The organism is Streptomyces sp. BK340, assembly GCF_007827595.1.
Taxonomy (GTDB): domain Bacteria; phylum Actinomycetota; class Actinomycetes; order Streptomycetales; family Streptomycetaceae; genus Streptomyces.
Genome location: NZ_VISR01000001.1, coordinates 422,766 through 443,826, shown reverse-complemented (window position 1 = coordinate 443,826; position 21,061 = coordinate 422,766). Strand labels below are relative to the sequence as shown.

The 21,061-nt window shown below is 71.1% G+C and carries 23 protein-coding genes; 13 read left to right on the top strand and 10 right to left on the bottom strand.

All coding sequences use genetic code 11. The features are described 5' to 3' along the window. Positions 1 to 19: 19 nt before the first annotated feature. The gene (locus FB157_RS02095; RefSeq protein WP_145875307.1) at positions 20 to 1,816 is read right to left on the bottom strand and encodes a long-chain fatty acid--CoA ligase; all 1,797 of its coding nucleotides are present in this window, start codon (positions 1,814 to 1,816) and stop codon (positions 20 to 22) included. Between the two features lie 296 nt (positions 1,817 to 2,112). Between FB157_RS02095 and FB157_RS02090 the strand changes: the two genes are divergently transcribed. The 6 genes from FB157_RS02090 to FB157_RS02065 all read left to right on the top strand — a co-directional run bounded on the left by FB157_RS02090 (position 2,113) and on the right by FB157_RS02065 (position 7,184). Continuing rightward, positions 2,113 to 2,910, top strand: coding sequence for a metallophosphoesterase (locus tag FB157_RS02090; RefSeq protein ID WP_145875305.1), 798 nt, complete (start codon positions 2,113 to 2,115; stop codon positions 2,908 to 2,910). Between the two features lie 146 nt (positions 2,911 to 3,056). Beyond that, positions 3,057 to 3,497 carry an SRPBCC family protein gene (locus FB157_RS02085; protein ID WP_145875303.1) on the top strand — a complete coding sequence of 147 codons (441 nt, stop codon included), beginning with the start codon at positions 3,057 to 3,059 and terminating at the stop codon, positions 3,495 to 3,497. An 82-nt stretch (positions 3,498 to 3,579) separates the two neighbouring features. Then, on the top strand, positions 3,580 to 4,752 hold the full coding sequence (locus tag FB157_RS02080; RefSeq protein WP_145875301.1) for an ArsA family ATPase: 1,173 nt from the start codon (positions 3,580 to 3,582) through the stop codon (positions 4,750 to 4,752). A gap of 57 nt (positions 4,753 to 4,809) precedes the next feature. After that, the gene (locus tag FB157_RS02075) at positions 4,810 to 5,340 is read left to right on the top strand and encodes a DUF5304 domain-containing protein (RefSeq protein ID WP_145875300.1); all 531 of its coding nucleotides are present in this window, start codon (positions 4,810 to 4,812) and stop codon (positions 5,338 to 5,340) included. Positions 5,341 to 5,407: 67 nt separating this feature from the next. Then, positions 5,408 to 6,361 (top strand): ROK family glucokinase, encoded by a 954-nt coding sequence (locus tag FB157_RS02070; protein ID WP_145875298.1) that lies wholly within the window; start codon positions 5,408 to 5,410, stop codon positions 6,359 to 6,361. A gap of 64 nt (positions 6,362 to 6,425) precedes the next feature. Further along, positions 6,426 to 7,184 (top strand): endonuclease/exonuclease/phosphatase family protein, encoded by a 759-nt coding sequence (locus tag FB157_RS02065; RefSeq protein WP_145875296.1) that lies wholly within the window; start codon positions 6,426 to 6,428, stop codon positions 7,182 to 7,184. Here the strand turns inward: FB157_RS02065 and FB157_RS02060 are convergent, their stop codons facing one another. From FB157_RS02060 to FB157_RS02045, 4 genes are all read right to left on the bottom strand, one after another. Beyond that, complete coding sequence (locus FB157_RS02060; protein WP_145875294.1) at positions 7,185 to 8,195, bottom strand: CU044_5270 family protein; 1,011 nt, start codon at positions 8,193 to 8,195, stop codon at positions 7,185 to 7,187. After that, a complete protein-coding gene (locus FB157_RS02055; RefSeq protein WP_145875292.1) occupies positions 8,188 to 8,811 on the bottom strand; it encodes an RNA polymerase sigma factor in 624 nt (207 codons plus the stop codon). Before FB157_RS02055 ends, FB157_RS02060 begins: the two co-directional genes overlap by 8 nt. A 212-nt stretch (positions 8,812 to 9,023) precedes the next feature. Continuing rightward, positions 9,024 to 9,587: a hypothetical protein gene (locus FB157_RS02050; RefSeq protein ID WP_145875291.1), complete on the bottom strand. Its 564-nt coding sequence runs from the start codon at positions 9,585 to 9,587 to the stop codon at positions 9,024 to 9,026. Beyond that, positions 9,580 to 10,359, bottom strand: coding sequence for a carboxylesterase (locus FB157_RS02045; protein WP_145875289.1), 780 nt, complete (start codon positions 10,357 to 10,359; stop codon positions 9,580 to 9,582). The genes FB157_RS02050 and FB157_RS02045 overlap by 8 nt, the downstream gene beginning before the upstream one ends. A 162-nt stretch (positions 10,360 to 10,521) precedes the next feature. On the opposite strand from FB157_RS02045, the gene FB157_RS02040 reads away from it, so the two are divergent. From FB157_RS02040 to FB157_RS02025, 4 genes are all read left to right on the top strand, one after another. Beyond that, the gene (locus FB157_RS02040; protein ID WP_145875720.1) at positions 10,522 to 11,256 is read left to right on the top strand and encodes a 1-acyl-sn-glycerol-3-phosphate acyltransferase; all 735 of its coding nucleotides are present in this window, start codon (positions 10,522 to 10,524) and stop codon (positions 11,254 to 11,256) included. Between the two features lie 29 nt (positions 11,257 to 11,285). Continuing rightward, positions 11,286 to 12,509, top strand: coding sequence for a MacS family sensor histidine kinase (gene macS, locus FB157_RS02035; protein WP_145875288.1), 1,224 nt, complete (start codon positions 11,286 to 11,288; stop codon positions 12,507 to 12,509). Next, positions 12,506 to 13,183 (top strand): response regulator transcription factor, encoded by a 678-nt coding sequence (locus FB157_RS02030; protein WP_145875286.1) that lies wholly within the window; start codon positions 12,506 to 12,508, stop codon positions 13,181 to 13,183. Before macS ends, FB157_RS02030 begins: the two co-directional genes overlap by 4 nt. 123 nt (positions 13,184 to 13,306) lie before the next feature. Further along, positions 13,307 to 14,335 carry a 6-phosphofructokinase gene (locus tag FB157_RS02025; protein WP_145875284.1) on the top strand — a complete coding sequence of 343 codons (1,029 nt, stop codon included), beginning with the start codon at positions 13,307 to 13,309 and terminating at the stop codon, positions 14,333 to 14,335. Positions 14,336 to 14,351: 16 nt separating this feature from the next. On the opposite strand, the gene FB157_RS02020 is transcribed toward FB157_RS02025, so the two are convergent. Both FB157_RS02020 and FB157_RS49575 read right to left on the bottom strand, forming a co-directional pair. Further along, the gene (locus FB157_RS02020) at positions 14,352 to 16,223 is read right to left on the bottom strand and encodes an anthranilate synthase family protein (protein ID WP_145875282.1); all 1,872 of its coding nucleotides are present in this window, start codon (positions 16,221 to 16,223) and stop codon (positions 14,352 to 14,354) included. An 89-nt stretch (positions 16,224 to 16,312) separates the two neighbouring features. Continuing rightward, positions 16,313 to 16,369, bottom strand: a complete 57-nt coding sequence (locus FB157_RS49575) for a trp operon leader peptide (protein WP_350818382.1) — start codon at positions 16,367 to 16,369, stop codon at positions 16,313 to 16,315. Between the two features lie 105 nt (positions 16,370 to 16,474). Here FB157_RS49575 and FB157_RS02010 point away from each other — a divergent pair, with 105 nt between their 5' ends. Next, entirely contained in the window at positions 16,475 to 17,827 is a 1,353-nt protein-coding gene (locus FB157_RS02010; RefSeq protein ID WP_145875278.1) for a class II 3-deoxy-7-phosphoheptulonate synthase, read from the top strand. Positions 17,828 to 17,982: 155 nt separating this feature from the next. Next, entirely contained in the window at positions 17,983 to 18,225 is a 243-nt protein-coding gene (locus FB157_RS02005; RefSeq protein WP_186581286.1) for a bacterioferritin-associated ferredoxin, read from the top strand. Here FB157_RS02005 and bfr read toward each other — a convergent pair. Continuing rightward, positions 18,222 to 18,701, bottom strand: a complete 480-nt coding sequence (gene bfr / locus FB157_RS02000; RefSeq protein WP_145875274.1) for a bacterioferritin — start codon at positions 18,699 to 18,701, stop codon at positions 18,222 to 18,224. The genes FB157_RS02005 and bfr overlap by 4 nt on opposite strands. Before the next feature lie 176 nt (positions 18,702 to 18,877). Here bfr and FB157_RS01995 point away from each other — a divergent pair, with 176 nt between their 5' ends. Beyond that, positions 18,878 to 19,510, top strand: coding sequence for a sulfite oxidase-like oxidoreductase (locus FB157_RS01995; RefSeq protein ID WP_145875272.1), 633 nt, complete (start codon positions 18,878 to 18,880; stop codon positions 19,508 to 19,510). 18 nt (positions 19,511 to 19,528) lie between these two features. On the opposite strand, the gene FB157_RS01990 is transcribed toward FB157_RS01995, so the two are convergent. Both FB157_RS01990 and FB157_RS01985 read right to left on the bottom strand, forming a co-directional pair. Beyond that, positions 19,529 to 20,077 (bottom strand): DUF4396 domain-containing protein, encoded by a 549-nt coding sequence (locus tag FB157_RS01990; RefSeq protein ID WP_145875271.1) that lies wholly within the window; start codon positions 20,075 to 20,077, stop codon positions 19,529 to 19,531. A 76-nt stretch (positions 20,078 to 20,153) separates the two neighbouring features. Beyond that, complete coding sequence (locus tag FB157_RS01985) at positions 20,154 to 21,059, bottom strand: deoxyribonuclease IV (RefSeq protein WP_261386127.1); 906 nt, start codon at positions 21,057 to 21,059, stop codon at positions 20,154 to 20,156. Positions 21,060 to 21,061 lie beyond the last annotated feature (2 nt).

The following is a 21,061-nucleotide window of genomic DNA, read 5'->3' as shown; positions in this document are numbered from 1 at the left end:
CGCTCTTCCGGCAGGCGTACTACTTCGCGTAGATCGCCTCGATCTCGTCCGAGTAGTCCTTCGCCACCACGTTCCGCTTGAGCTTCAGCGACGGGGTGAGGTGGCCCGACTCCTCCGTGAACTGGGAGGACAGAATGCGGAACTTCCGCACCGATTCCGCCTTCGACACCGCGGCGTTGCCGTCGTCGACCGCGGCCTGGATCGCCGCCAGCAGATCCGGGTCCTCGCGCAGCGACGCCGCGGTGGAGCCCGCCGGCTTGCCGTGCTCGGCGGCCCAACGGCCGAGGAACTCGTCGTCGATGGTGACCAGCGCGCCCACGAACGGCCGCCCGTCGCCCACCACCATGCACTCCGCGACCAGCGCGTGGGCGCGGATGCGGTCCTCGATCACGGCCGGGGCCACGTTCTTGCCGCCCGCGGTGACGATGATCTCCTTCTTGCGGCCGGTGATCCTGAGGTAGCCGTCCTCGTCGAGGGTGCCGATGTCACCGGTGTGGAACCAGCCGTCGGCGAGCGCTTCCGCGGTCGCGCCCGGGTTGTTCCAGTACTCCTTGAACAGGTGCTCGCCGTGCAGCAGCACCTCGCCGTCGTCAGCTATCCGGACCACCGAGCCGGGCAGCGGCTGGCCGACCGTGCCGATCTTCTGCCGGTCCCAGGGGTTGAACGCGGTCGCCGCGCAGGACTCGGTCAGACCGTAGCCCTCCAGCACCGTGAAGCCGATGCCGCGGAAGAAGTGACCGAGCCGCTCGCCCAGCGGGGCACCGCCGGAGATCGCGTACTCGCCCCGGCCGCCGAGGACCGCGCGCAGCTTGCTGTAGACCAGCTTGTCGAAGACCTTGTGCTTGATCTTCAGGCCGACGGACGGGCCCGACGGGGTGTCCTGCGCCTTGCTGTAGGCGATCGCGGTGTCCGCGGCCTTGTCGAAGATCGCGCCCTTGCCGTCCGCCTGCGCCTTGGCGCGCGCGGAGTTGTACACCTTCTCGAAGACGCGCGGGACACCGAGGATCAGCGTCGGCCGGAAGGCGGCCAGCTCGTCGGTGAGGTGCTTGATGTCCGGGACGCAGCCCAGCTTGATCGGCGCCATCATCGGCGCGATCTGCACCAGCCGGCCGAAGACGTGCGCGAGCGGGAGGAAGAGGAGGACCGAGCACTCACCGGTGCGGAACAGGGGGCGCAGCCGCTCCACGATGTTGCCGCACTCGGCGAAGAAGCTGCGGTGGGTGAGGACACAGCCCTTGGGGCGACCGGTCGTACCGCTCGTGTAGACGATGGTCGCCGGGTCGTCGGCCTTGGCGAGCGAGCTGCGCTCCTCCACGGTCGCGTCGGAGACGTCCTGCCCGAGCCGGCCCAGCTCCTCCAGGCCGCCGGCCTCGATCTGCCAGACGTGCTTGAGGGCGGGCAGGGTGTCGCGCACCGAGTCGACGGCGGCCGCGTGGCCGTCCAGCTCCACGATGCAGGCGGTCGCGCCCGAGTCGGAGAGGATCCACTGCACCTGCTCCGGCGAGCTGGTCTCGTACACCGGCACGGTGACCGCGCCCGCGCTCCAGATCGCGAAGTCGAGGAGCGTCCACTCGTACCGCGTCCTGGACATCAGGCCGACCCGGTCGCCCGGCTGCACACCGGAGGCGATGAGGCCCTTGGCGGCGGAGCGCACCTCGGCCAGGAACTCCGTGGCCGTCACGTCCTGCCAGGCGCCTCCCACCTTGCGGGCGATGACGGCGACGTCGGGATGCTGCGCGGCGTTTCTGCGGACGATGTCGGTCAGATTGCCGTCCGCAGGGACCTCGTACAAAGCCGGAAGGCTGAACTCGCGCAAGACTGCTGCTCCTCATAGGGCGCCGGCGCCACGACACTGTGTGATGCGACGGTGCGGTCCAAGGCTCGGGCGGATGCTCTGGCATTCAGATGTTGAAATCCAGAGCACGACTGGACGGCCCGGACGTTACCCGCCGGTATGGCTTCTACGACAGGGGGTCCCGACGAGATGTTCGCTGCGTCACACGGGATGGCGTTCCTTCGCGCACAGTAGTCCACGGCTCAAGCGACCGGCGAGTAACCCCGGTCGAGGTCGCCACTGTTCACGCACACCCCACGCGCCTACGCTTGATCGTCATGGCACCCACACGCTCCGGCAACCGGAGGACACGCGTCCATGTGGTCAGCGACGTGCATGGCAACGCGCGTGACCTGGCCCGGGCGGGGGACGGTGCGGACGCCCTGATCTGCCTCGGCGACCTCGTTCTCTTCCTCGACTACGCCGACCACTCGCGCGGGATCTTCCCCGACCTGTTCGGCAAGGAGAACGCCGACCGCATCGTGGAACTGCGCACCGCGCGCCGCTTCGAGGAGGCCCGTGCCTTCGGGGCCCGGCTGTGGGCCGGCATCGGCTCCGACCGGGCCACCGCCATCGAGAAGGCGGTGCGCAAGCAGTACGCCGAGCTGTTCGCCGCGTTCCCCTCGCCGACGTACGCCACCTACGGCAATGTCGACATGCCGCCCCTGTGGAGCGAGTACGCGGGGCCCGGCACCACGGTGCTGGACGGTGAGCGGGTGGAGATCGGCGGCTGGACCTTCGGCTTCGTGGGCGGCGGACTGCGCACCCCGATGCGGACGCCGTACGAGATCGACGACGAGGAGTACGCGGCGAAGATCGAGGCGGTCGGCGAGGTGGACGTGCTGTGCACGCACATCCCGCCGGAGGTCCCGGAGCTGGTCTACGACACGGTCGCGCGCCGCTTCGAGCGCGGCAGCCGGGCGCTCCTGGACGCGATCCGCCGCACCCGCCCGCGCTACTCCCTCTTCGGCCACGTCCATCAGCCACTGGCGCGCCGGATGCGGATAGGGGCGACGGAGTGTGTGAACGTGGGTCACTTCGCGGGGACGGGCAGGCCGTGGGCCCTGGAATGGTGATCGTCACGGACCGGGCGGCGACGGCGGGCGCGGGACGGGCGGCGGTGTGCAGGACAGTGTGAAGGACGGGGTGAAGGCTCCAGGTCGGCGGCGCGGTAGCCTTCACGCTGCACACTCTTAGGTCCGTATCTGGAGGAGCCACGGCGATGGCGGAACACACCAGTTCGAGCATCACGATCGAGGCGGCTCCGGCCGACGTCATGGCGGTGATCGCCGACTTCGCCCGCTACCCGGACTGGACCGGCGAGGTGAAGGAGGCGGAGGTCCTCAAGACCGACGACCAGGGCCGCGCCGAGCAGGTCCGCCTCGTCATGGACGCCGGGGCCATCAAGGACGACCAGACCCTGGGCTACACCTGGACCGGCGGCAACGAGGTCTCCTGGACCCTGGTGAAGTCCCAGATGCTGCGCTCGCTGGACGGCTCCTACATCCTCAAGCCGGCCGGCGCGGGCGCCACCGAGGTCACCTACCAGCTCACGGTCGACGTCAAGATCCCCATGCTGGGCATGATCAAGCGCAAGGCGGAGAAGGTCATCATCGACCGCGCTCTGGCGGGCCTGAAGAAGAGGGTCGAGTCGGCCGGCTGATCTCCGGCCGCCCGGTCCTGCTGCCGCCGCCCCGGGCAGCCGCAGCATCGGGCACCCCTGCCCTCCGTTACCGTTCACCCTCATGCGCACCATCCTGATCACGGGCCCGGGCGGCAGCGGTCGTACGACCGTGGCCGCCGCCACTGCGGTCGACGCCGCCCGCGAAGGCACCCGCACCCTCCTCCTGAGCGCCGACCGCACGGACACCGCGGGCACGGCACTGGGCGCCGCGACAGGACCGGCCCCCACCGGGGTCACCGGGAACCTCACCGTCTGGCGCCCCGACGCCACGGAACGCTTCCGGCAGGACCTCACCGCCTTCCAGACCCGCGCCGCGAACGTCCTGGACCTCCTCGGCGCCGCCCGGCTGGACGGCGAGGAGGTCACCCCGCTGCCCGGCGCCGAGGAGCTGTCCTTCCTGCGCGCCCTGCGGGACGCCGCCCTCTCCGAGCGCTACGACCTCCTCGTCGTCGACCTCCCGGCCCTCCCGCAGGCCCTTCCCCTGCTCGCCCTCCCCGAGGAGCTGCGCCGCTACCTGCGCCGTCTGCTCCCGCCCGAGCGGCAGGCGGCCCGTGCCCTGCGCCCGGTCCTCGGCCGGCTGGCCGGCGTCCCCATGCCCGCCGAGTGGCTGTACGAGACGGCGGCCCGCTGGGACGTCGAGCTGGCCGCCGTCGAGGCGGTGCTCACCGACCGGCGCACCGCCGTACGCCTGGTCGCCGAACCGGGCCCCGCCGGCGCCGCCGCCGTGCACACCGCGACCCTCGGCCTCGCCCTGCGCGGCCTGCGCACCGAGGCCCTGATCGCCAACCGCGTCCTGCCCGACGCCGCCCCCGACCCCTGGCTCTCCGGCCTCCTCGCCCAGCAGCGCAAAACCCTGGCCGAGTGGGCCGAGCCGTACGACCTCCACACCGTCCCCCACCTCGGCCGGGACCCGCACGGCACCGACGACCTGCACGCCCTCGCCGTCCCCGGCGTCAACCCCGTGCCCGCCCCGGTCGAGTGGCCCGTCTCGGACCGCCTCGGCGAGGACGGCGTGCTCGTCTGGCACGTCCCGCTGCCCGGCGCGATACGGGACGAGCTGGACCTGATCCGGCGCGGCGACGAGCTGGTGATCACCGCGGGCCCCTTCCGGCGTATCGTTCCGCTTCCCTCCGCCCTGCGCCGCTGCACCGTTGCCGGGGCTGCCCTGCGCGAGGGTGAGCTGCGCATCCGCTTCACCCCCGATCCCGACCTGTGGCCCGCCTTCGGACGCTGAACCGCGTACGCCCGTTCGGGTAACGTCGTAGGGGCGAACCGTAGTCAGGAGTCCGCCATGAGCGAAGACCGTCCCGCACCCGACCCGGCCGAGGAGGTCCACGGGGTGGGGGTGCCCCCTGCCGGAGCGCAGTCGGAAGCTCGAGCAAGGGCGACCGACGACGACGCCTGGGCCACGGCCTGCGCCGAGGACCTGGCCGCCGAGAAGGCCCGCCGCCGCGCCGAGCAGGGCCCGCCCCCCGGCTCCGCCGCCGAGGAACTGCGCAGACTCGTGGACACCGTGGCCGACAAGCTGTCCGGTCTCCAGTCCCCGCTGCTCGGCGCCGTCGCCGGACCGGCCGCCCAGCAGGTGGTGCGCCAGGTCGTCGAGCAGGCGAAGGCCGCCGTCGAGCCCGTCATCGAGCGCAACCCCGAGGTCTTCGACCACCTCGCCGCGGCCGGCAACGAACTGCTGGCCGCCTACCGCTCCGCGGTCCAGGCCCAGGAGCACCGCTGGACCACCGGCGCGCCCGACCTGAAGAACGACTGGTCCGACCGCCGCGACCGGGGTGAGGGCACCGGCCCGGGGGAGCGCATCGACCTGGACTGAAGCCCTCCCGGGGCAGGGCCTCGGGTACGGTTGGCCGTAGCGGGGCTCGACCGAAACTGAGGGATTCATGGGACTCACCATCGGCGTCGACATCGGCGGCACGAAGATCGCGGCCGGCGTGGTCGATGAGGAAGGCAACATCCTCTCGACCTACAAGGTGCCGACCCCGGGCACGCCCGAGGCGATCGTGGACGCCATCGCCTCCGCCGTCGAGGGCGCGCGCGCCGGGCACGAGATCGTCGGCGTGGGCATCGGCGCTGCCGGTTACGTGAACCGGCAGCGCTCCACGGTGTACTTCGCCCCCAACATCGACTGGCGCAACGAACCGCTGAAGGAGAAGGTCGAGGCCCGCACCGGCCTCCCGGTCGTGGTCGAGAACGACGCCAACGCCGCCGCCTGGGGCGAGTACAAGTTCGGCGCCGGCAAGGGCCACCGCAACGTCATCTGCATCACGCTCGGCACCGGCCTCGGCGGCGGCATCATCATCGGCAACAAGCTGCGCCGCGGCCACTTCGGCGTGGCCGCCGAGTTCGGCCACATCCGCATGGTCCCGGACGGCCTGCTGTGCGGCTGCGGCAGCCAGGGCTGCTGGGAGCAGTACGCCTCCGGCCGCGCCCTGGTCCGCTACGCCAAGCAGCGCGCCAACGCCACCCCGGAGAACGCCGAGATCCTGCTGGGCCTCGGAGACGGCACCCCGGACGGCATCGAGGGCAAGCACATCTCCATGGCCGCCCGCCAGGGCGACCTGGTCGCCGTCGACTCCTACCGCGAGCTGGCCCGCTGGGCCGGTGCCGGCCTCGCCGACCTGGCCTCCCTCTTCGACCCGTCCGCGTTCATCGTCGGCGGCGGCCTCTCCGAGGAGGGCGAGCTGGTCCTCGACCCGATCCGCAAGTCCTACAAGCGCTGGCTGGTCGGCGGCAACTGGCGTCCGGTCGCCGACGTGATCGCCGCCCAACTCGGCAACAAGGCCGGCCTCGTCGGCGCGGCCGACCTGGCCCGCGAGCCCGACCCGATCATGTAGTGAGGCCTGGCCCCACCACGACGATGCCCGCCGCGTCCCGTCCCGGGACGGCGGGCATCGTCGTATGTTGATCGGCATGCTGCTTCCCAACTCCCGTACGGAACCCGATGGTTCCGCCGTCATCCGGGTCCTCGGCTACAACATCCGTTCGATGCGCGACGACACCGGGGCCCTGGCGAGGGTGATCACCGCCTGCGCCCCCGACCTGGTCCTCGTCCAGGAAGCCCCCCGCTTCTTCCGCTGGCGCAAGAAGCTGGCCCGGCTCGCGGCGGCCTCCGGCCAGGTCATCCTCACCGGAGGGGCGACGGCAGCGGGACCGGCGATCCTGTGCAGTCTGGGAGCCACCGTCGAGCGCACGGAGGACGTACTCCTCCCGCTCACCCCCGGCCTGCACCGCCGCGGCCTCGCCACGGCGGTGGTCCGCTTCGGCGCCGCCCGTCTCGGAGTGATCAGCTGCCACCTGAGCCTGCAGAAGGACGAGCGCCACGAGCAGGCAGGCATGCTCCTCGACCGCCTCGCGGGCCTGGGCGTGGAGCACGCCGTCGCCGGCGGCGATCTCAACGAACGCCCCGACGGCCCCGCCTTCCGGCTCCTCTCCGACAGCCTCCAGGACTGCCGGACCACCGCCCCCTGGGGCGGCGAGTTCACCTCGACCCCCGCCGACCCCCACCAGCGCATCGACGCGGTGTTCGCCACGAAGGGCATCGAGGTGCTCGGCTGCGGCGTGCCGCTGGAGCAGCCGGGGATCACGGAGGCAGACCTGAGGGCGGCCACGGACCACCTTCCGGTCCTCGCCGCCCTCAGGGTGCCCGCCACGGCGTAGCTAGGGCCGCTGCTTCGCCTTGCCGACAACGGCCCAGCTGTCGAGGTAGGAGAGCTGGGTGTACTTCTTCATGGCCGGGCCGTCGCCCGAGGAGCGCTCGTCACGGAAGCCGAGGAAGGCGTACGTCCCCGGGTCGAAGATGAAGTAGCCGCCGAAGCTCGCGACCCCCTCAGGGGCCGTGGGGTCGTCGTACGTGATGGCCACGCCGGTGCGTCCCTTCGCGTCCCGCTGGTTCGGCACCGCCTTCACCCCGGGCACCATGCCCAGCGCCTCGTAGGCCGCCGGGCGCAGCCCCTGCGGCATCACCGGGACCAGCTTGAGCAGCCCCGCGAGGCTGAAATGGATCTCCGACCACTGCTCGTCGGTGATGTCGTCCAGCGAGTCGGTCTTCCTGGGCATGCCCGCGTCGCGGCCGACCGCGAGGATCAGCCTCTTCGGATCGGTCGGCAGCTTCCGCAGCCTTCCCCAGTCCTGCGGCGGCCAGACGCTCTCGTTCTTCTTGAGCGGCGGCGACCACCACCCCTTGCCGATCTCCATGATCCAGGACGGCTTCGAGCCGTCCACCGAGCGCCAGTTCTCGTCGACGTAGCTCTTCGTCCCGCCGGTCTTCTGGTTGGTCTCCTTGATGATCTCCTTGGTGTAGATGAACTGGTCGTCGCGTGGGGTGACCGTCCGCTCGTGCTTGCGCTCGTAGGCGGCGGCCCCGTTCAGCACCATCTGCGCGCTCACATTCCGCATGGCGGGCGCACTCGACGTCGGCGGGTTCGCCGTCCGCTCCCGGTGCGCGCCGTCATCGTCCCGTAGGACGACCAGGACCCCGGCGGCGACCGCCGCGGCGAGCGCGCCGGTCAGGGCGATGCGCAGGACGGGGCGCCGCGGCCGTACGACCGGAGCGGGCCGGCCCATCGCGGCGACCAGCCGTGCCCGTACCCGGTGCCGGGTGGCGTCGTCGAGCGGGGGAGTCCCCGGGGCGCAGTCGCTCACTTCGCGCAGTTCGTCGATGTCATGCATGGGCGTCTGCCTCTCGGAATGCCGTCGGATCGGATCCGCCCAGTGCTTCGCGCAATCTGCTGCGAGCCCGGTGCAGCCGGGATCTGACCGTGCCGACCGGCACGCCGAGGGCCTGGGCCGCCTCCTCGTAGTCGAGGCCGGCCCAGGCCACCAGCAGCACCACGTCGCGGTGCCGGGCGGACAGCCCGGTCAGCGCGGCTGCCAGTTCCCGGCGCACCCCCGTGGCACCGGCCCTGGAAACCGCCCGGTCCGCGACCGGCTCCTCGTGCTCCACCGGCTCCGGCAGCCGCGCGAGCGCCTTGAACCGGCGCGCCTCGGTCCGGCGGTGCCGACCGATGAGGTTCGTCGCGATGCCGAACAACCAGGGGCGGGCGTCGTCCCGCCCGAGGTCGTAGGTGTGACGCCGCTGGAAGGCGGTGATGAAGGTCTCCGCCATCAGATCCTCCGCCGCCTCGGGACCGAGCCGCTGGGCCGCGTAACGGTGCACGGCGGTGGCGTACCGGTCGTAGAGGGCGGCGAACAGCTCGGGCTCGTCCCGGGACCGCGCGATCACGCGGGCATCACTCTCCTCGCGAACCTTGCCGCGGGTGCCGACGCCCGGTGGTCCGACGGTCATCGGGGCTCCTTTCGTTCGTCTGAACGCCTCGAAGGCTTGGGCTTGTTCGGGTTGTTCATCTCTCCTTCGCCGGTCGGCGGAATCGGGTTCCCTTTTCGGCGCACCGGCCGTGCGAGCCGGGCTGCGCACCGGGTCCGGCGCGGGCGGCCGATCGTGCGGACATGCGTGAGGGCCCGTCCGGATCGTCTCCGGACGGGCCCTCAGCCGGTCTGTCAGACGACCGCGCCGTGTCCCGGTTCGTCGTCCCCGTCGTCGTCCGTCTTCATCCGCATCACCAGCGTGGCGAATCCGCCCAGGAACCCGCCGATCCCGGCGGTCGTCAGCCACCAGGTCATCTCCCAGCCGAGCAGCACGGCCACCAGGAGCAGCACCGGGCCGCCGAGGACCCCGAGCCAGGCGAACCTCGCGGTCGTGTCGGCGGTCGGCAGCGGCGGTGGCTCGGGCGGTACGAAGTGGCCCTCGTCGTCCTCGTCGAAGTCGTCCTCGGACGGCTCCGGCGGGGTGTGGTCACGCGGGCCCACGCCGGGCGCGAACGAGATCGAGCTGCCGAGCGGCTTCGCGGGCCGCGGCTCCTCGGAGCCGGCCGGGCCCTCGGCCGGGGGCTCGGGTTCGGGCAGCGCGAGATCCTCGACCGGCCTGAAGGGCCTGGAACCCGGCGGGTCCGGTGGTTCGTCGCCGTACCCTGCGACGATGGCCCGCCAGGCGGCGTCCTCGTCGAAGGGCACGCCCTTCTCGTCCGGCTCGCGGTCCTCGCGGTCGGAGTCGTGCTCAGCCAACTGCGGCCGTCCCTTCCTTGCCGACACTGGGTGCGAGCCGGCCGATGAAGGCGAGGCTCTCCTCGAAGATCCGGTCCGCATCGTGGTCCAACGTCGCCACGTGGTAACTCTGTTCCAGCACGATCTCCGTTACGTCCACGGAGGACACCCGGCTCAGCACCCGGACCGAGTCCGCCGCCGGGACCACATGGTCCCGCGCGCTGCGCAGCAGCAGCAACGGCTGGGTCACCTGGGGCAGCTCGCCGTCCAGCCGGCGCAGGAACACCCGCAGGGAGTGCGCCGCGTGCAGCGGCACCCGGTCGTAACCGAGCAGCGCCGGGCCGCCCTTGGCGATGTCGCTGGCGATGCCCCGGGTCGTCCGCACCAGGTGCCGGGCCACCGGAAGGACGTACGCCGACAGGCCGTGCACCCGGGTCGCCGGGTTGACGACGACCGCCCCGGCGACCCGCTCGCCGCCTCGGGCCGCCAGCCGCAGCGCCAGCGCCCCGCCCATCGACAGGCCCGCCACGAACACCCGGGAGCACCGCTCGGAGAGCGCCCGCAGCTCGCGGTCCACCTCCGCGTACCAGTCCTCCCAGCCCGTGACCTGCAGGTCCTCCCAGCGGGTGCCGTGCCCGGGCAGCAGCGGCAGCGACACGGTCAGGCCGTGCGCCGCGTGGTGCTCCGCCCAGGGACGCAGCGACTGGGGCGAGCCGGTGAAGCCGTGACAGAGGAGAACACCCACCTCCCCGCCCTCGCGGCGGTACGGCTCGGCTCCGGGGAGAACCGGCACCTTTCGGGCTCCTGTTCCTGAGAAAGGCGTGAAGAACTGGCGGATGTGCTTCACCGTACGCGACCGCACTGACACCGACCAGGGTCGTCGGGGTCATTGACGGCGGTCCGGGTTAAGGTCTGATCCACGGAAACAGGAGGCACGCGGGTGTTGTACGGCACGATGAAGGTCGCCATCGGAGGACCGCTGAAGGTCGCCTTCAGACCTTGGGTGGAGGGCCTGGAGAACATTCCGGCCGAAGGTGCCGCAATTCTGGCGAGCAATCACCTGTCCTTCTCGGACTCCTTCTTCCTGCCCGCGATCCTCGACCGCAAGGTCACCTTCATCGCGAAGGCCGAGTATTTCACCACCCCGGGCGTGAAGGGCCGCCTCACGGCCGCCTTCTTCAAGGGCGTCGGACAGCTCCCGGTGGACCGCTCCGGGGCGCGCGGCGCCGGCGAGGCCGCGATCAAGAGCGGTATAGAGGTGCTGGAGCGCGGTGAGCTGTTCGGCATCTACCCGGAGGGCACCCGCTCTCCCGACGGCCGGCTGTACCGGGGCAAGCCCGGCGGCCTCGCGCGCGTGGCGCTCGCCACCGGCGCGCCGGTCATCCCCGTGGCGATGATCGACACCGAGAAGATCCAGCCGCCGGGCAAGGTGATGCCCAAGCTGATGCGACCGGGCATCCGCATCGGCAAGCCGCTGGACTTCAGCCGCTACCAGGGTATGGAGCACGACCGCTTCGTGCTGCGCGCGGTGACCGACGAGGTCATGTACGAGATCATGAAGCTCTCCGGCCAGGAGTACGTCGACATGTACGCGACCGCCGCCAAGCGGCAGATCGCGGACGCGGCGAAGGCGGCCAGGGAAGCGGAGAAGGCCGCCAAGGAGGCGGAGAAGAAGCAGGCCGAGGGCTAGCGGGGGAAACCGGGGGAGCGGGGGGGGGCATGCCGAAGCGCGAGCGGGTCATGCGGATGTCGGTCGAGCTGCCGCTGTGGCGTGCGCTCGCCGGATACCGGGTGCTGACCATGCTGTACGCCATTGGCCTGTGCGCCACGGCGTACGACCATTTCGTACGCCCCTGGGTCGCCGTCGCCTACTACGCGGTCCTGGTCGGCTGGACCCTGGCCACCCTGCCCAGGGTGGCGAACGCGGCGAGCTGCACCAGGCGCTTCCTGGCCGCCGACCTGACGATCGCCCTCGCCGGCATCATGCTCACCCCGCTCGCCGACAGCCACGAGCGGATCGCGGGCGGCGGCCCGACGCTGCCGTCGATATGGACCGCCGGCTCGGTGCTGGCCTTCGCCATCAAGGGCGGCTGGCGCTGGGCCGCCGTGGCCTCCACGGCCGTCGCCGTCGTCAACCTGGTCGAGCGCGGCACCCCGGCCCGGGACACCGTGCACAACGTGATCCTGGTCTGGGTGGCCTCCATCGCCATCGGCTACGTGGTGGAGGTCGCCCGCGCCTCCGAGCGCACCCTCGCCCGCGCCCTGGAGATCGAGGCCGCGACCCGGGAACGGGAGCGGCTGGCCCGGGACATCCACGACAGCGTGCTCCAGGTGCTGGCCATGGTGCAGCGGCGCGGCGCGGTCATCGGCGGCGAGGCGGCCGAACTGGGGCGCCTCGCGGGCGAGCAGGAGGTGGCGCTGCGCACGCTGGTCTCCGGCGGGCTGCTGCCGGTCTCCAGGGTGTCGGAGGACACGGCCGACGGAGCCGTCGTCCGAGCGGTCGAGGAGCCCGATGACGAGCCGGCCGACGGACCCGTCGACCTGCGCATCCTGCTCGCCCCCCATGCCGGCGCCCGGGTCAGCCTCGCCGAGCCCGGTGCCCCGGTGCCGCTGCCGCGACCGGCGGCGCGGGAGCTGGCCGCCGCGGTCGGGGCGGCCCTGGACAACGTGCGCCGGCACGCCGGTGCCGAGGCCCGGGCCTGGATCCTCGTCGAGGACGAGCCCGACGAGATCGTCGTCACCGTACGGGACGACGGCCCCGGCATCCCCGAGGGCCGGCTCGCCCAGGCCGAGGGCGAGGGCCGGCTCGGTGTGGCCCAGTCGATCCGGGGACGACTGCGCGACCTCGGCGGCAGCGCCGAACTGATCTCCGTCCCCGGGCAGGGCACGGAGGTCGAACTGACGGTACCCAAGGTCTCACGGGACGAGGCGGAGAAGCGATGAGCGAGCAGCAGGACCCGATCAAGGTCATGGTGGTCGACGACCACCCCATGTGGCGCGACGCCGTCGCCCGGGACCTGGGCGAGTCCGGCTTCGAGGTGGTCGCCACCGCGGGTGACGGCGAGCAGGCGGTCCGCCGGGCCAAGGCCGCCGCCCCCGACGTCCTCGTGCTGGACCTCAACCTGCCCGCCAAGCCCGGCGTCCAGGTGTGCAAGGAACTGGTCGGCCACAACCCCGCGCTGCGCGTCCTGGTCCTGTCCGCGAGCGGCGAGCACGCCGACGTGCTGGAGGCCGTGAAGTCCGGCGCGACCGGCTACCTGCTCAAGTCGGCCTCCACCGAGGAACTCCTGGACGCGGTCCGCCGTACCGCGGTCGGCGACCCGGTGTTCACGCCGGGCCTGGCCGGACTGGTCCTCGGCGAGTACCGGCGCCTGGCCTCCGAGCCCGCGCCCGCCCCGGACGCCGACGAGCCGGGGGCGCCCCGGCTGACCGAGCGGGAGACGGAGGTGCTGCGGCTGGTCGCCAAGGGCCTGAGCTACAAGCAGATCGCCGAACGCCTCGTCATCTCCCACCGCACGGTGCAGAACCACGTCCAGAACACCCTCGGCAAGCTCCAGCTGCACAACCGGGTGGAGTTGGTGCGGTACGCGATCGAGCGCGGGCTCGACGACGCGTGAAACCGCCTGGTCAAGCCGCCTCCTGACAATTCACCGGAATCACCCTTCCCGCCTCTCGCTGTGTGACGCGAATCACCATTACCGTGACTGAGCGTCAGGCAACCGCGGCGAAGGGACATTTCCATGCGGATCGGAGTACTGACCGGAGGCGGCGACTGCCCCGGGCTCAACGCCGTCATCCGGGGCATCGTCCGCAAGGGCGTTCAGGAGTACGGATACGACTTCGTCGGCTTCCGGGACGGCTGGCGCGGACCTCTCGAAGGCGACACCGTCCGCCTCGACATCCCCGCCGTACGCGGCATCCTGCCCCGCGGCGGCACCATCCTCGGCTCCTCGCGCACCAATCCGCTCAAGCAGGAGAACGGCATCCGCCGGATCAAGGAGAACCTGGCCAAGCTGGAGGTCGAGGCGCTCGTCGCGATCGGCGGCGAGGACACGCTCGGCGTCGCCGCGCGGCTGTCCGACGAGTACGGCGTGCCCTGTGTCGGCGTGCCCAAGACCATCGACAACGACCTGTCCGCCACCGACTACACCTTCGGCTTCGACACCGCCGTGGGCATCGCCACCGAGGCCATCGACCGTCTGCACACCACCGCCGAGTCCCATATGCGGGTCCTCGTCTGCGAGGTGATGGGCCGCCACGCCGGCTGGATCGCCCTGCACTCCGGCCTGGCCGGCGGCGCCAACGTCATCCTCATCCCCGAACAGCGCTTCGACCTCGACCAGGTGTGCGCCTGGATCACCTCCCGCTTCAAGGCGTCGTACGCCCCGATCGTCGTCGTCGCCGAGGGCGCCATGCCGAAGGACGGCGACATGGTCCTCAAGGACGGGTCGCTCGACTCCTTCGGGCACGTCCGCCTCTCCGGCGTCGGCGAGTGGCTGGCCAAGGAGATCGAGAAGCGCACCGGCAAGGAGGCCCGCACCACGGTCCTCGGGCACATCCAGCGCGGCGGCACCCCGAGCGCCTTCGACCGCTGGCTCGCCACCCGCTTCGGTCTGCACGCCGTCGACTGCGTCCGTGACGGCGACTTCGGCAAGATGGTCGCCCTGCGCGGCACCGACATCGTCCGTGTCCCGATCGCCGAGGCCACGGCCAGACTGAAGACGGTGGACCCGAAGCTGTACGAGGAGGTCGGGGTGTTCTTCGGCTGACGTCCACCCCGGACGGCTACACGGTCGTGCGGCGCAGCTGACCCATCAGCTCCCGTACGACCGCGGCCCCGTCCAGGCTCAGCACCGACTCCGGGTGGAACTGCACCCCGGCGAAGCCCGGACCTCGTACCGCGTGCACCTCCCCGTTCTCCGCCCGGCTCACCTCCACCCCGTGCGCGGCCAGCTCCCGTGCCGCCTCCTCGTCGCAGTGCGCCACGAAGCTGTTGTAGAAGCCGACGGTCTGCGCCCGCCCGAACAGGTCGATCGTGGTCTGCGCCCCCTGGTGGGGGACCTCCTTCCGGACGATCTCCAGCCCCAGCTCCGCCGCGATCAGCTCGTGGCCCAGGCAGACCCCGAGGACACCGTGCCGGTGTTCCCGGACGACCTCTGCGGCCAAGGCCCGCAGGAAGCGCATCTTGGGATCGTCCAGGTCGCCGGGGTCACCCGGGCCGGGCCCGAGGACGACCGGCCCCTCGTGCGCGCGCACGGCCTCCCGCAGCCCCGGCTCGTCGTAGCGCCGCACGGTCACCTCCAGTCCGGCCGAGCGCAGTACGTGCGCCAGCATCGCCGTGAAGGTGTCCTCCCCGTCGACCACCAGGGCATGCCCTTCCAGCACCGCCGAGGGCTCCTGCATCCGCAGCCAGAACGGCGCCAGCGACGCGCGGCGCCCGTCCAGCGCGGCCCGCACCCGGGGGTCGTCGGAGAGCCGGGGCCGCTCCCGCTCGTCGCGCGGCCGGGCCGGCCCCACCCCCAGGGCCGCCAGGACGCCCGCCGCCTTGGCGTGCGTCTCGGCCACCTCGCCCGCCGGGTCCGAGCCGCGCACCAGCGTCGCGCCGACCGGGACCCGCAGCCGGCCGCCGGCGGAGATGTCGGCGGTGCGGATCAGGATGGGGGAGTCGAGGGTCTGGGCGCCCCCGGAGTCCCGGCCGATGAGGGCCAGCGCACCCGCGTAGTAGCCGCGCCCGGCACCGTCCCGCCCGAGGGGTTCGTACCGCTCGATCACCCGGCAGGCGTTCTGTACCGGAGACCCGGTGACCGTCGCCGCGAACATGGTCTCCTTCAGCACCTCCCGCACGTCCAGCGAGGACTTGCCGCGCAGCTCGTACTCGGTGTGCGCGAGGTGCGCCATCTCCTTCAGCCGCGGGCCGACGACCACCCCGCCCATGTCGCCGACGGTGCACATCATCTTCAGTTCCTCGTCGACGACCATGGACAGCTCCTCGATCTCCTTGCCGTCGGCGAGGAAGTCCAGCAGGTGCCCGGCCGTCGGCCCCTCGGCCGGATACCGGTACGTCCCGCTGATCGGGTTCATCACGACCGTGCCGCCGGACATCCGCACATGGACCTCGGGACTGGCACCGACCAGCGTCCGGTCCCCGGTGTGCACGACGAACGTCCAGTACGCGCCCCGCTCGCCCTCCAGCAGCCGCCGGAACAGCGCCAGCGCGTCGGCCCGCCCGAACCCCGGGATCTCACCCTCGTACGTCCGCCGGATCACGAAGTTCGCGCCCTCGCCCCGGCCGATCTCCTCGCGCAGCACCTGCCCGACGATCTCGGCGTACTCGTCGTCGTCGACGTCGAAGCCCCCGCCCTCGACCCGCACGTCATGGCCCGGCAGCGACCGGAGGGCCTCGGCCAGCGGGATCTCGTACGACTCCTCGGGCGTCAGTACCAGCAGCGGTGTGCCGTCGTCACGGACGTCGAAGCCGCGCTCGCGGATCTGCCGGAACGGCACCAGCGCGAGGCCCTCGGCGGGCAGGTCGGCCAGACGGTCCCGGGAGGAGACGGGACCGAGCAGCACCTCCACCGTGTGCTCGTCACGGCCCGGGGTGCGGCGGCGCAGCAGGGCGAAGGGGCGGGGGTCGTGCAAGAGGTTCTGGAGATCCATGGGTGATCCTTCTCGATGGAGAGGAACGACCCCGGAAACGCCGAAGGCCGCCCCTCGGGCGGCCTTCGCGAAGTCTTGAGTACGCGCAGTCAGCGGGCCGCCGGATGAGCGGTCCACCACCAGTTCTGGGTCGAAAGCGCGAACATGCGAGGAACCCTACCGCACGGCCGTGGCGTCCATGAGGCAAACACTCCGTCTCACCAGTCGAGCCGGAGGAAAATATGGCGACACGACCCCGTAATGTTTACGAGGTGACCGTGAACGCTAAGACCAGCCCGAGCGCTGGCAACACCTGGCGAAACCTGCCCGCGGCGCAGCAGCCCGAGTACCCCGACGTCGAGGCTCTGCGCGCAGTGATCGCGGACCTCGAGTCGTATCCGCCGCTCGTCTTTGCGGGCGAGTGCGACCAGCTGCGCGCCCGGATGGCGGCCGTCGCCAAGGGAGAGGCGTTCCTCCTCCAGGGCGGCGACTGCGCCGAGGCCTTCGACGCGGTGTCCGCCGACCACATCCGCAACAAGCTCAAGACGCTGCTCCAGATGGGCGCCGTGCTGACGTACGCCGCCTCGGTGCCGGTCGTGAAGGTCGGCCGCATCGCCGGTCAGTACTCCAAGCCGCGCTCCAAGGGCACCGAGACCCGCGACGGCGTCACGCTGCCCACCTACCGCGGTGACTCGGTCAACGGCTTCGACTTCAACGAGGCAGCCCGCATCCCGGACCCCGAGCGTCTGAAGCGGATGTACAACGCGTCCGCCTCGACGCTGAACCTGGTGCGCGCCTTCACCACCGGCGGCTACGCCGACCTGCGCCAGGTGCACGCCTGGAACCAGGACTTCGTGAAGTCCTCCCCGTCCGGGCAGCGCTACGAGCAGCTGGCGCGGGAGATCGACAACGCGCTGAACTTCATGCGGGCCTGCGGCACGGACCCGGAGGAGTTCAAGACGGTCGAGTTCTTCTCCTCGCACGAGGCGCTGCTGCTGGACTACGAGTCGGCGCTGACCCGCGTGGACTCGCGCACCGGCCGGCTGTACGACGTCTCGGCGCACATGGTGTGGATCGGTGAGCGCACCCGGCAGCTGGACGGCGCGCACATCGAGTTCGCCTCGCAGATCCGCAACCCGATCGGCATCAAGCTCGGTCCGACGACGACGGCCGAGGAGGCGCTGCAGTACATCGACCGCCTCGACCCCGAGCGGGAGCCGGGCCGGCTGACCTTCATCGTCCGCATGGGCGCCGACAAGATCCGCGACAAGCTCCCCGAGCTGGTGGAGAAGGTCACGGCGTCCGGCGCGACGGTGGCCTGGGTGACCGACCCGATGCACGGCAACACCTTCGAGGCGGCCTCCGGGCACAAGACCCGGCGCTTCGACGACGTGCTCGACGAGGTCAAGGGCTTCTTCGAGGTCCACAAGGCCCTCGGCACCCACCCGGGCGGCATCCACGTCGAGCTCACCGGTGACGACGTCACCGAGTGCGTGGGCGGCGGCGACGAGATCTTCGTCGACGACCTGCACCAGCGCTACGAGACGGCCTGCGACCCCCGCCTGAACCGCAGCCAGTCCCTGGACCTGGCGTTCCTGGTCGCCGAGATGTACCGGGACCAGTGATCACGAGGGATCGCTAGTCGCGTTGGGGCGCGGATCACACCGGATCCGCGCCCCGACGCACTTTTGCGGGTTCGGCATGGCGGGTAAGGTTAGGTAAGCCTCACCGATCAAGCGGGACGGCGACACCTATCAATCCCGTCGGGAGGTGAATCCGCGTGTACGTCTGCAGTTGCTTCGGCATCACCGAGGACCAGGTCAAGAAGCATGCGGAGGACGGCGCCTGCACCCCCCGGCAGATCGCCTCCGCCTCCAAGGCGGGCACGGACTGCGGCTCGTGCGTGCGGCGCATCCAGGCGATCCTCGGCCGCGGCTCCTGCCCGCGCCGTGACCTGGCCGACCAGGGCAAGCCCGTACTGGCGGAGCTGTCCGGCCCCGACGTCCTGGACGAGGCCGCCTAGCTCTCCGGCTGCTCGATCAGCTGCGCGAGGTACAGCGCCTCCCCGAGCTTCTCCAGCAGCTCCAGCTGGGTGTCGAGGTAGTCGATGTGGTGCTCCTCGTCGGCGAGGATGTCCTCGAAGATGTTCGCCGACGTGATGTCGCCCTTCTCGCGCATCACCTTGATGCCCCGCTTGAGCCGGTCGATCGCCTCGACCTCGATCTGCCGGTCGGCCTCGAACATCTCCTTGACGGTCTGGCCCACCCGCACATGGAACAGCCTCTGGTAGTTGGGCAGCTCTTCCAGGAACAGGATCCGGTCGGTCAGCACCTCGGCGTGCTTCATCTCGTCGAACGACTCGTGCCGCGTGTACTTGGCGAGCTTCGTCCAGCCGAAGTTCTCCTGCATCTTCGCGTGCAGGAAGTACTGGTTGATCGCGGTCAGCTCGCCGGTGAGCTGCTCGTTGAGGAACTCGATGACCTCGGGGTCGCCCTGCATTGCAGCGGCTCCTTCCGCACGGTGGGACAGGTGGCGTATGCGGCCGCATGATTGCACCGGTGAGGAAGATCGTCCAGTAAGTGCGTACTTAGTAAGTACCTGCCGACTTGATAGCAGTTGTCCGATTTGCGGAACGGTGGTCAAGGGCACTGCCCCAGGTCTGTCAGGATGGAGACATGGGTCATCCGGTGGAGCGCGAATCTGGAGCAGCGGCAGGGCCCGAGCTTCCGCCGGGGCAGCGACTCCAGCGTGGCTGGCCGGTCACGCACTACGGGCCGGTACCGAAGTTCCGGCCCGAGCGCTGGGAGTTCCGGGTTTTCGGTACCACCGCCGACGGTGACAAGCGCACCTGGAACCACGAGGAGTTCACGGCCCTGCCGTACACCACCGTGGTCGCCGATCTGCACTGCGTGACGAAGTTCAGCATGGTCGGCGCCGAGTGGGGCGGCGTCCCGGCCCGCGCGATCCTCGACCTCGCCCCGCCGGCGCCGGACGTCACCCATGTGATGGTCTGGGCGGAGTACGGATTCAGCTCGAACCTGCGCCTGTCGGACTTCGCCTCCGACCGCACGATCTTCGCCACCCACAAGGACGGCGAGCTGCTCACCGCCGAGCACGGCTTTCCGGTCCGCCTGATCGTCCCCCATCTGTACGCCTGGAAGGGCCCCAAGTGGGTGCGGGGCGTGGAGTACATGACCGCCGACCGCCGCGGCTTCTGGGAGGAGCGCGGCTATCACAACGTCGGCGACCCCTGGAAGGAACAGCGCTACTCCTACCAGGAAGAGCCCGGGGACGGCCCCGAGCTCTGACTTCTCCTGGCGCGCCGGTCAGTGGTGGTACCGGTGCACCACCGCGTGGCCCTTGCCGCGGGCGATCGTCCACTTGTTGACCGGCGTGGTCACCGCGAAGGCGATCACCAGCGAGATCGCCAGTGAGATCCAGAACAGAGCGTCGCCCAGCGTGGCGTCCATCGCGGACGGCCAGACCAGGATCACCCCGTTGTCGATCAGCTCCATCACCACGATGGACAGGGTGTCCGCGGCCAGCGCCACCCGCAGGGCCGTACGGAAGTCGACACCGGCGCGCAGCACTCCGCGCAGGGTGAGCGAGTAGCCGAAGAAGAAGGCCAGCACGATCGCCAGCAGCATGGTCGGCAGGTTCCCCCACCCGAACGCCGTGCCGACGACCATGCCCAGCACCTCGCCGATGGCGCAGCCGGTGAGGCAGTGCAGGGTGGCCAGGGCGGCCACGGACCAGGTGGCGGCGGGCGCGTGGTGGTGCGCGTGTGCTTCGTGCCGGTGGTGGTCGTGCGTCTCGTGCTGGTGGTGTGCGTGTGCCTCGTGCTGCTGGTGTGCTGCGTGCGCCTCGTGCTGCATGACGACCCCCATTGTCGGACAACGGTTCCTGCATCGAGCAGGAACCGTATACCCCCCAGGGGTATTCCCAAAGGGGTTATCCGTCGCGCAGTTTCTTCAGCCGCTCCACATCCGCCGCGTGCCCCTCCTTGCCGCCGGGCGTCTCGATGATCAGCGGCACGCCCGCGGTCGCCGGGTGGGTCATCAGCGCCGGGAACGGGTCCTCGCCGATGTGGCCTGAGCCGATGTTCTCGTGCCGGTCCTTGTGCGCGCCGACCACGTCCTTGGAGTCGTTGGCGTGGATCAGCTTCAGCCGCCCCTCGCCGACGGTGTCGACCAGCAGGTCCAGGGTCTGGTGCATGCCGTTCGGCCCGGTCAGGTCGTGCCCGGCGGCGAAGATGTGGCAGGTGTCCAGGCACACGCCGAGCTTCGGATGGGCGTCCAGCGCCTCGAAGTACGGCCCGAAGTCCCAGGTGCGCGAGCACAGCGAGGCGCCCTGTCCGGCGGTCGACTCCAGCAGCAGGTACGGATCGTCGTCGTGGGTCAGCTCGTCCAGCAGCGGCAGCAGGTGCTCGCGCACCTGCTTCAGCGCCACGGACCGCTCCCGCCCGCCGGTCGCGCTGCCGGTGTGCACGACGACGCCGAGCGCGCCGATCTCCCGCCCACGCCGCAGCGAGTGCCGCAGCGACTCCACCGACTTCTCCACGGTCGCCTCGGTGTGCGAGCCGAAGTTGATCAGATAGGGGGCGTGCACGTACGCCGGAACCGACTCCTCGGCGCACGCCTTGCGGAACGCCTCGTCCTGCCGGGGGTTCCCGGCCGGGGTGGCCCACCCGCGCGGGTTGGCGACGAAGACCTGCACGGTCTCGGCCCCGAGGTCACGGGCGTACGACAGCCCTACGGAGTGCAGACCCCCGGCCACGGGGACGTGACCGCCGACGGGATTGCGGGAGGGACTGGTTCCGGGGCTGCCGGACAGGGGGCGGGACGGCTCGATGCTCACCC

Bases quoted from the DNA above. Each gene is read 5' to 3' on its own strand.
- FB157_RS02090 (WP_145875305.1), top strand. From the start codon at position 2,113: ATGGCACCCACACGCTCCGGCAACCGGAGGACACGCGTCCATGTGGTC.
- FB157_RS02085 (WP_145875303.1), top strand. From the start codon at position 3,057: ATGGCGGAACACACCAGTTCGAGCATCACGATCGAGGCGGCTCCGGCC.
- FB157_RS02080 (WP_145875301.1), top strand. From the start codon at position 3,580: ATGCGCACCATCCTGATCACGGGCCCGGGCGGCAGCGGTCGTACGACC.
- FB157_RS02075 (WP_145875300.1), top strand. From the start codon at position 4,810: ATGAGCGAAGACCGTCCCGCACCCGACCCGGCCGAGGAGGTCCACGGG.
- FB157_RS02070 (WP_145875298.1), top strand. From the start codon at position 5,408: ATGGGACTCACCATCGGCGTCGACATCGGCGGCACGAAGATCGCGGCC.
- FB157_RS02065 (WP_145875296.1), top strand. From the start codon at position 6,426: ATGTTGATCGGCATGCTGCTTCCCAACTCCCGTACGGAACCCGATGGT.
- FB157_RS02060 (WP_145875294.1), bottom strand. From the start codon at position 8,195: ATGCATGACATCGACGAACTGCGCGAAGTGAGCGACTGCGCCCCGGGG.
- FB157_RS02055 (WP_145875292.1), bottom strand. From the start codon at position 8,811: ATGACCGTCGGACCACCGGGCGTCGGCACCCGCGGCAAGGTTCGCGAG.
- FB157_RS02040 (WP_145875720.1), top strand. From the start codon at position 10,522: ATGAAGGTCGCCATCGGAGGACCGCTGAAGGTCGCCTTCAGACCTTGG.
- macS (WP_145875288.1), top strand. From the start codon at position 11,286: ATGCCGAAGCGCGAGCGGGTCATGCGGATGTCGGTCGAGCTGCCGCTG.
- FB157_RS02030 (WP_145875286.1), top strand. From the start codon at position 12,506: ATGAGCGAGCAGCAGGACCCGATCAAGGTCATGGTGGTCGACGACCAC.
- FB157_RS02025 (WP_145875284.1), top strand. From the start codon at position 13,307: ATGCGGATCGGAGTACTGACCGGAGGCGGCGACTGCCCCGGGCTCAAC.
- FB157_RS02020 (WP_145875282.1), bottom strand. From the start codon at position 16,223: ATGGATCTCCAGAACCTCTTGCACGACCCCCGCCCCTTCGCCCTGCTG.
- bfr (WP_145875274.1), bottom strand. From the start codon at position 18,701: ATGCAGGGCGACCCCGAGGTCATCGAGTTCCTCAACGAGCAGCTCACC.
- FB157_RS01995 (WP_145875272.1), top strand. From the start codon at position 18,878: ATGGGTCATCCGGTGGAGCGCGAATCTGGAGCAGCGGCAGGGCCCGAG.
- FB157_RS01990 (WP_145875271.1), bottom strand. From the start codon at position 20,077: ATGCAGCACGAGGCGCACGCAGCACACCAGCAGCACGAGGCACACGCA.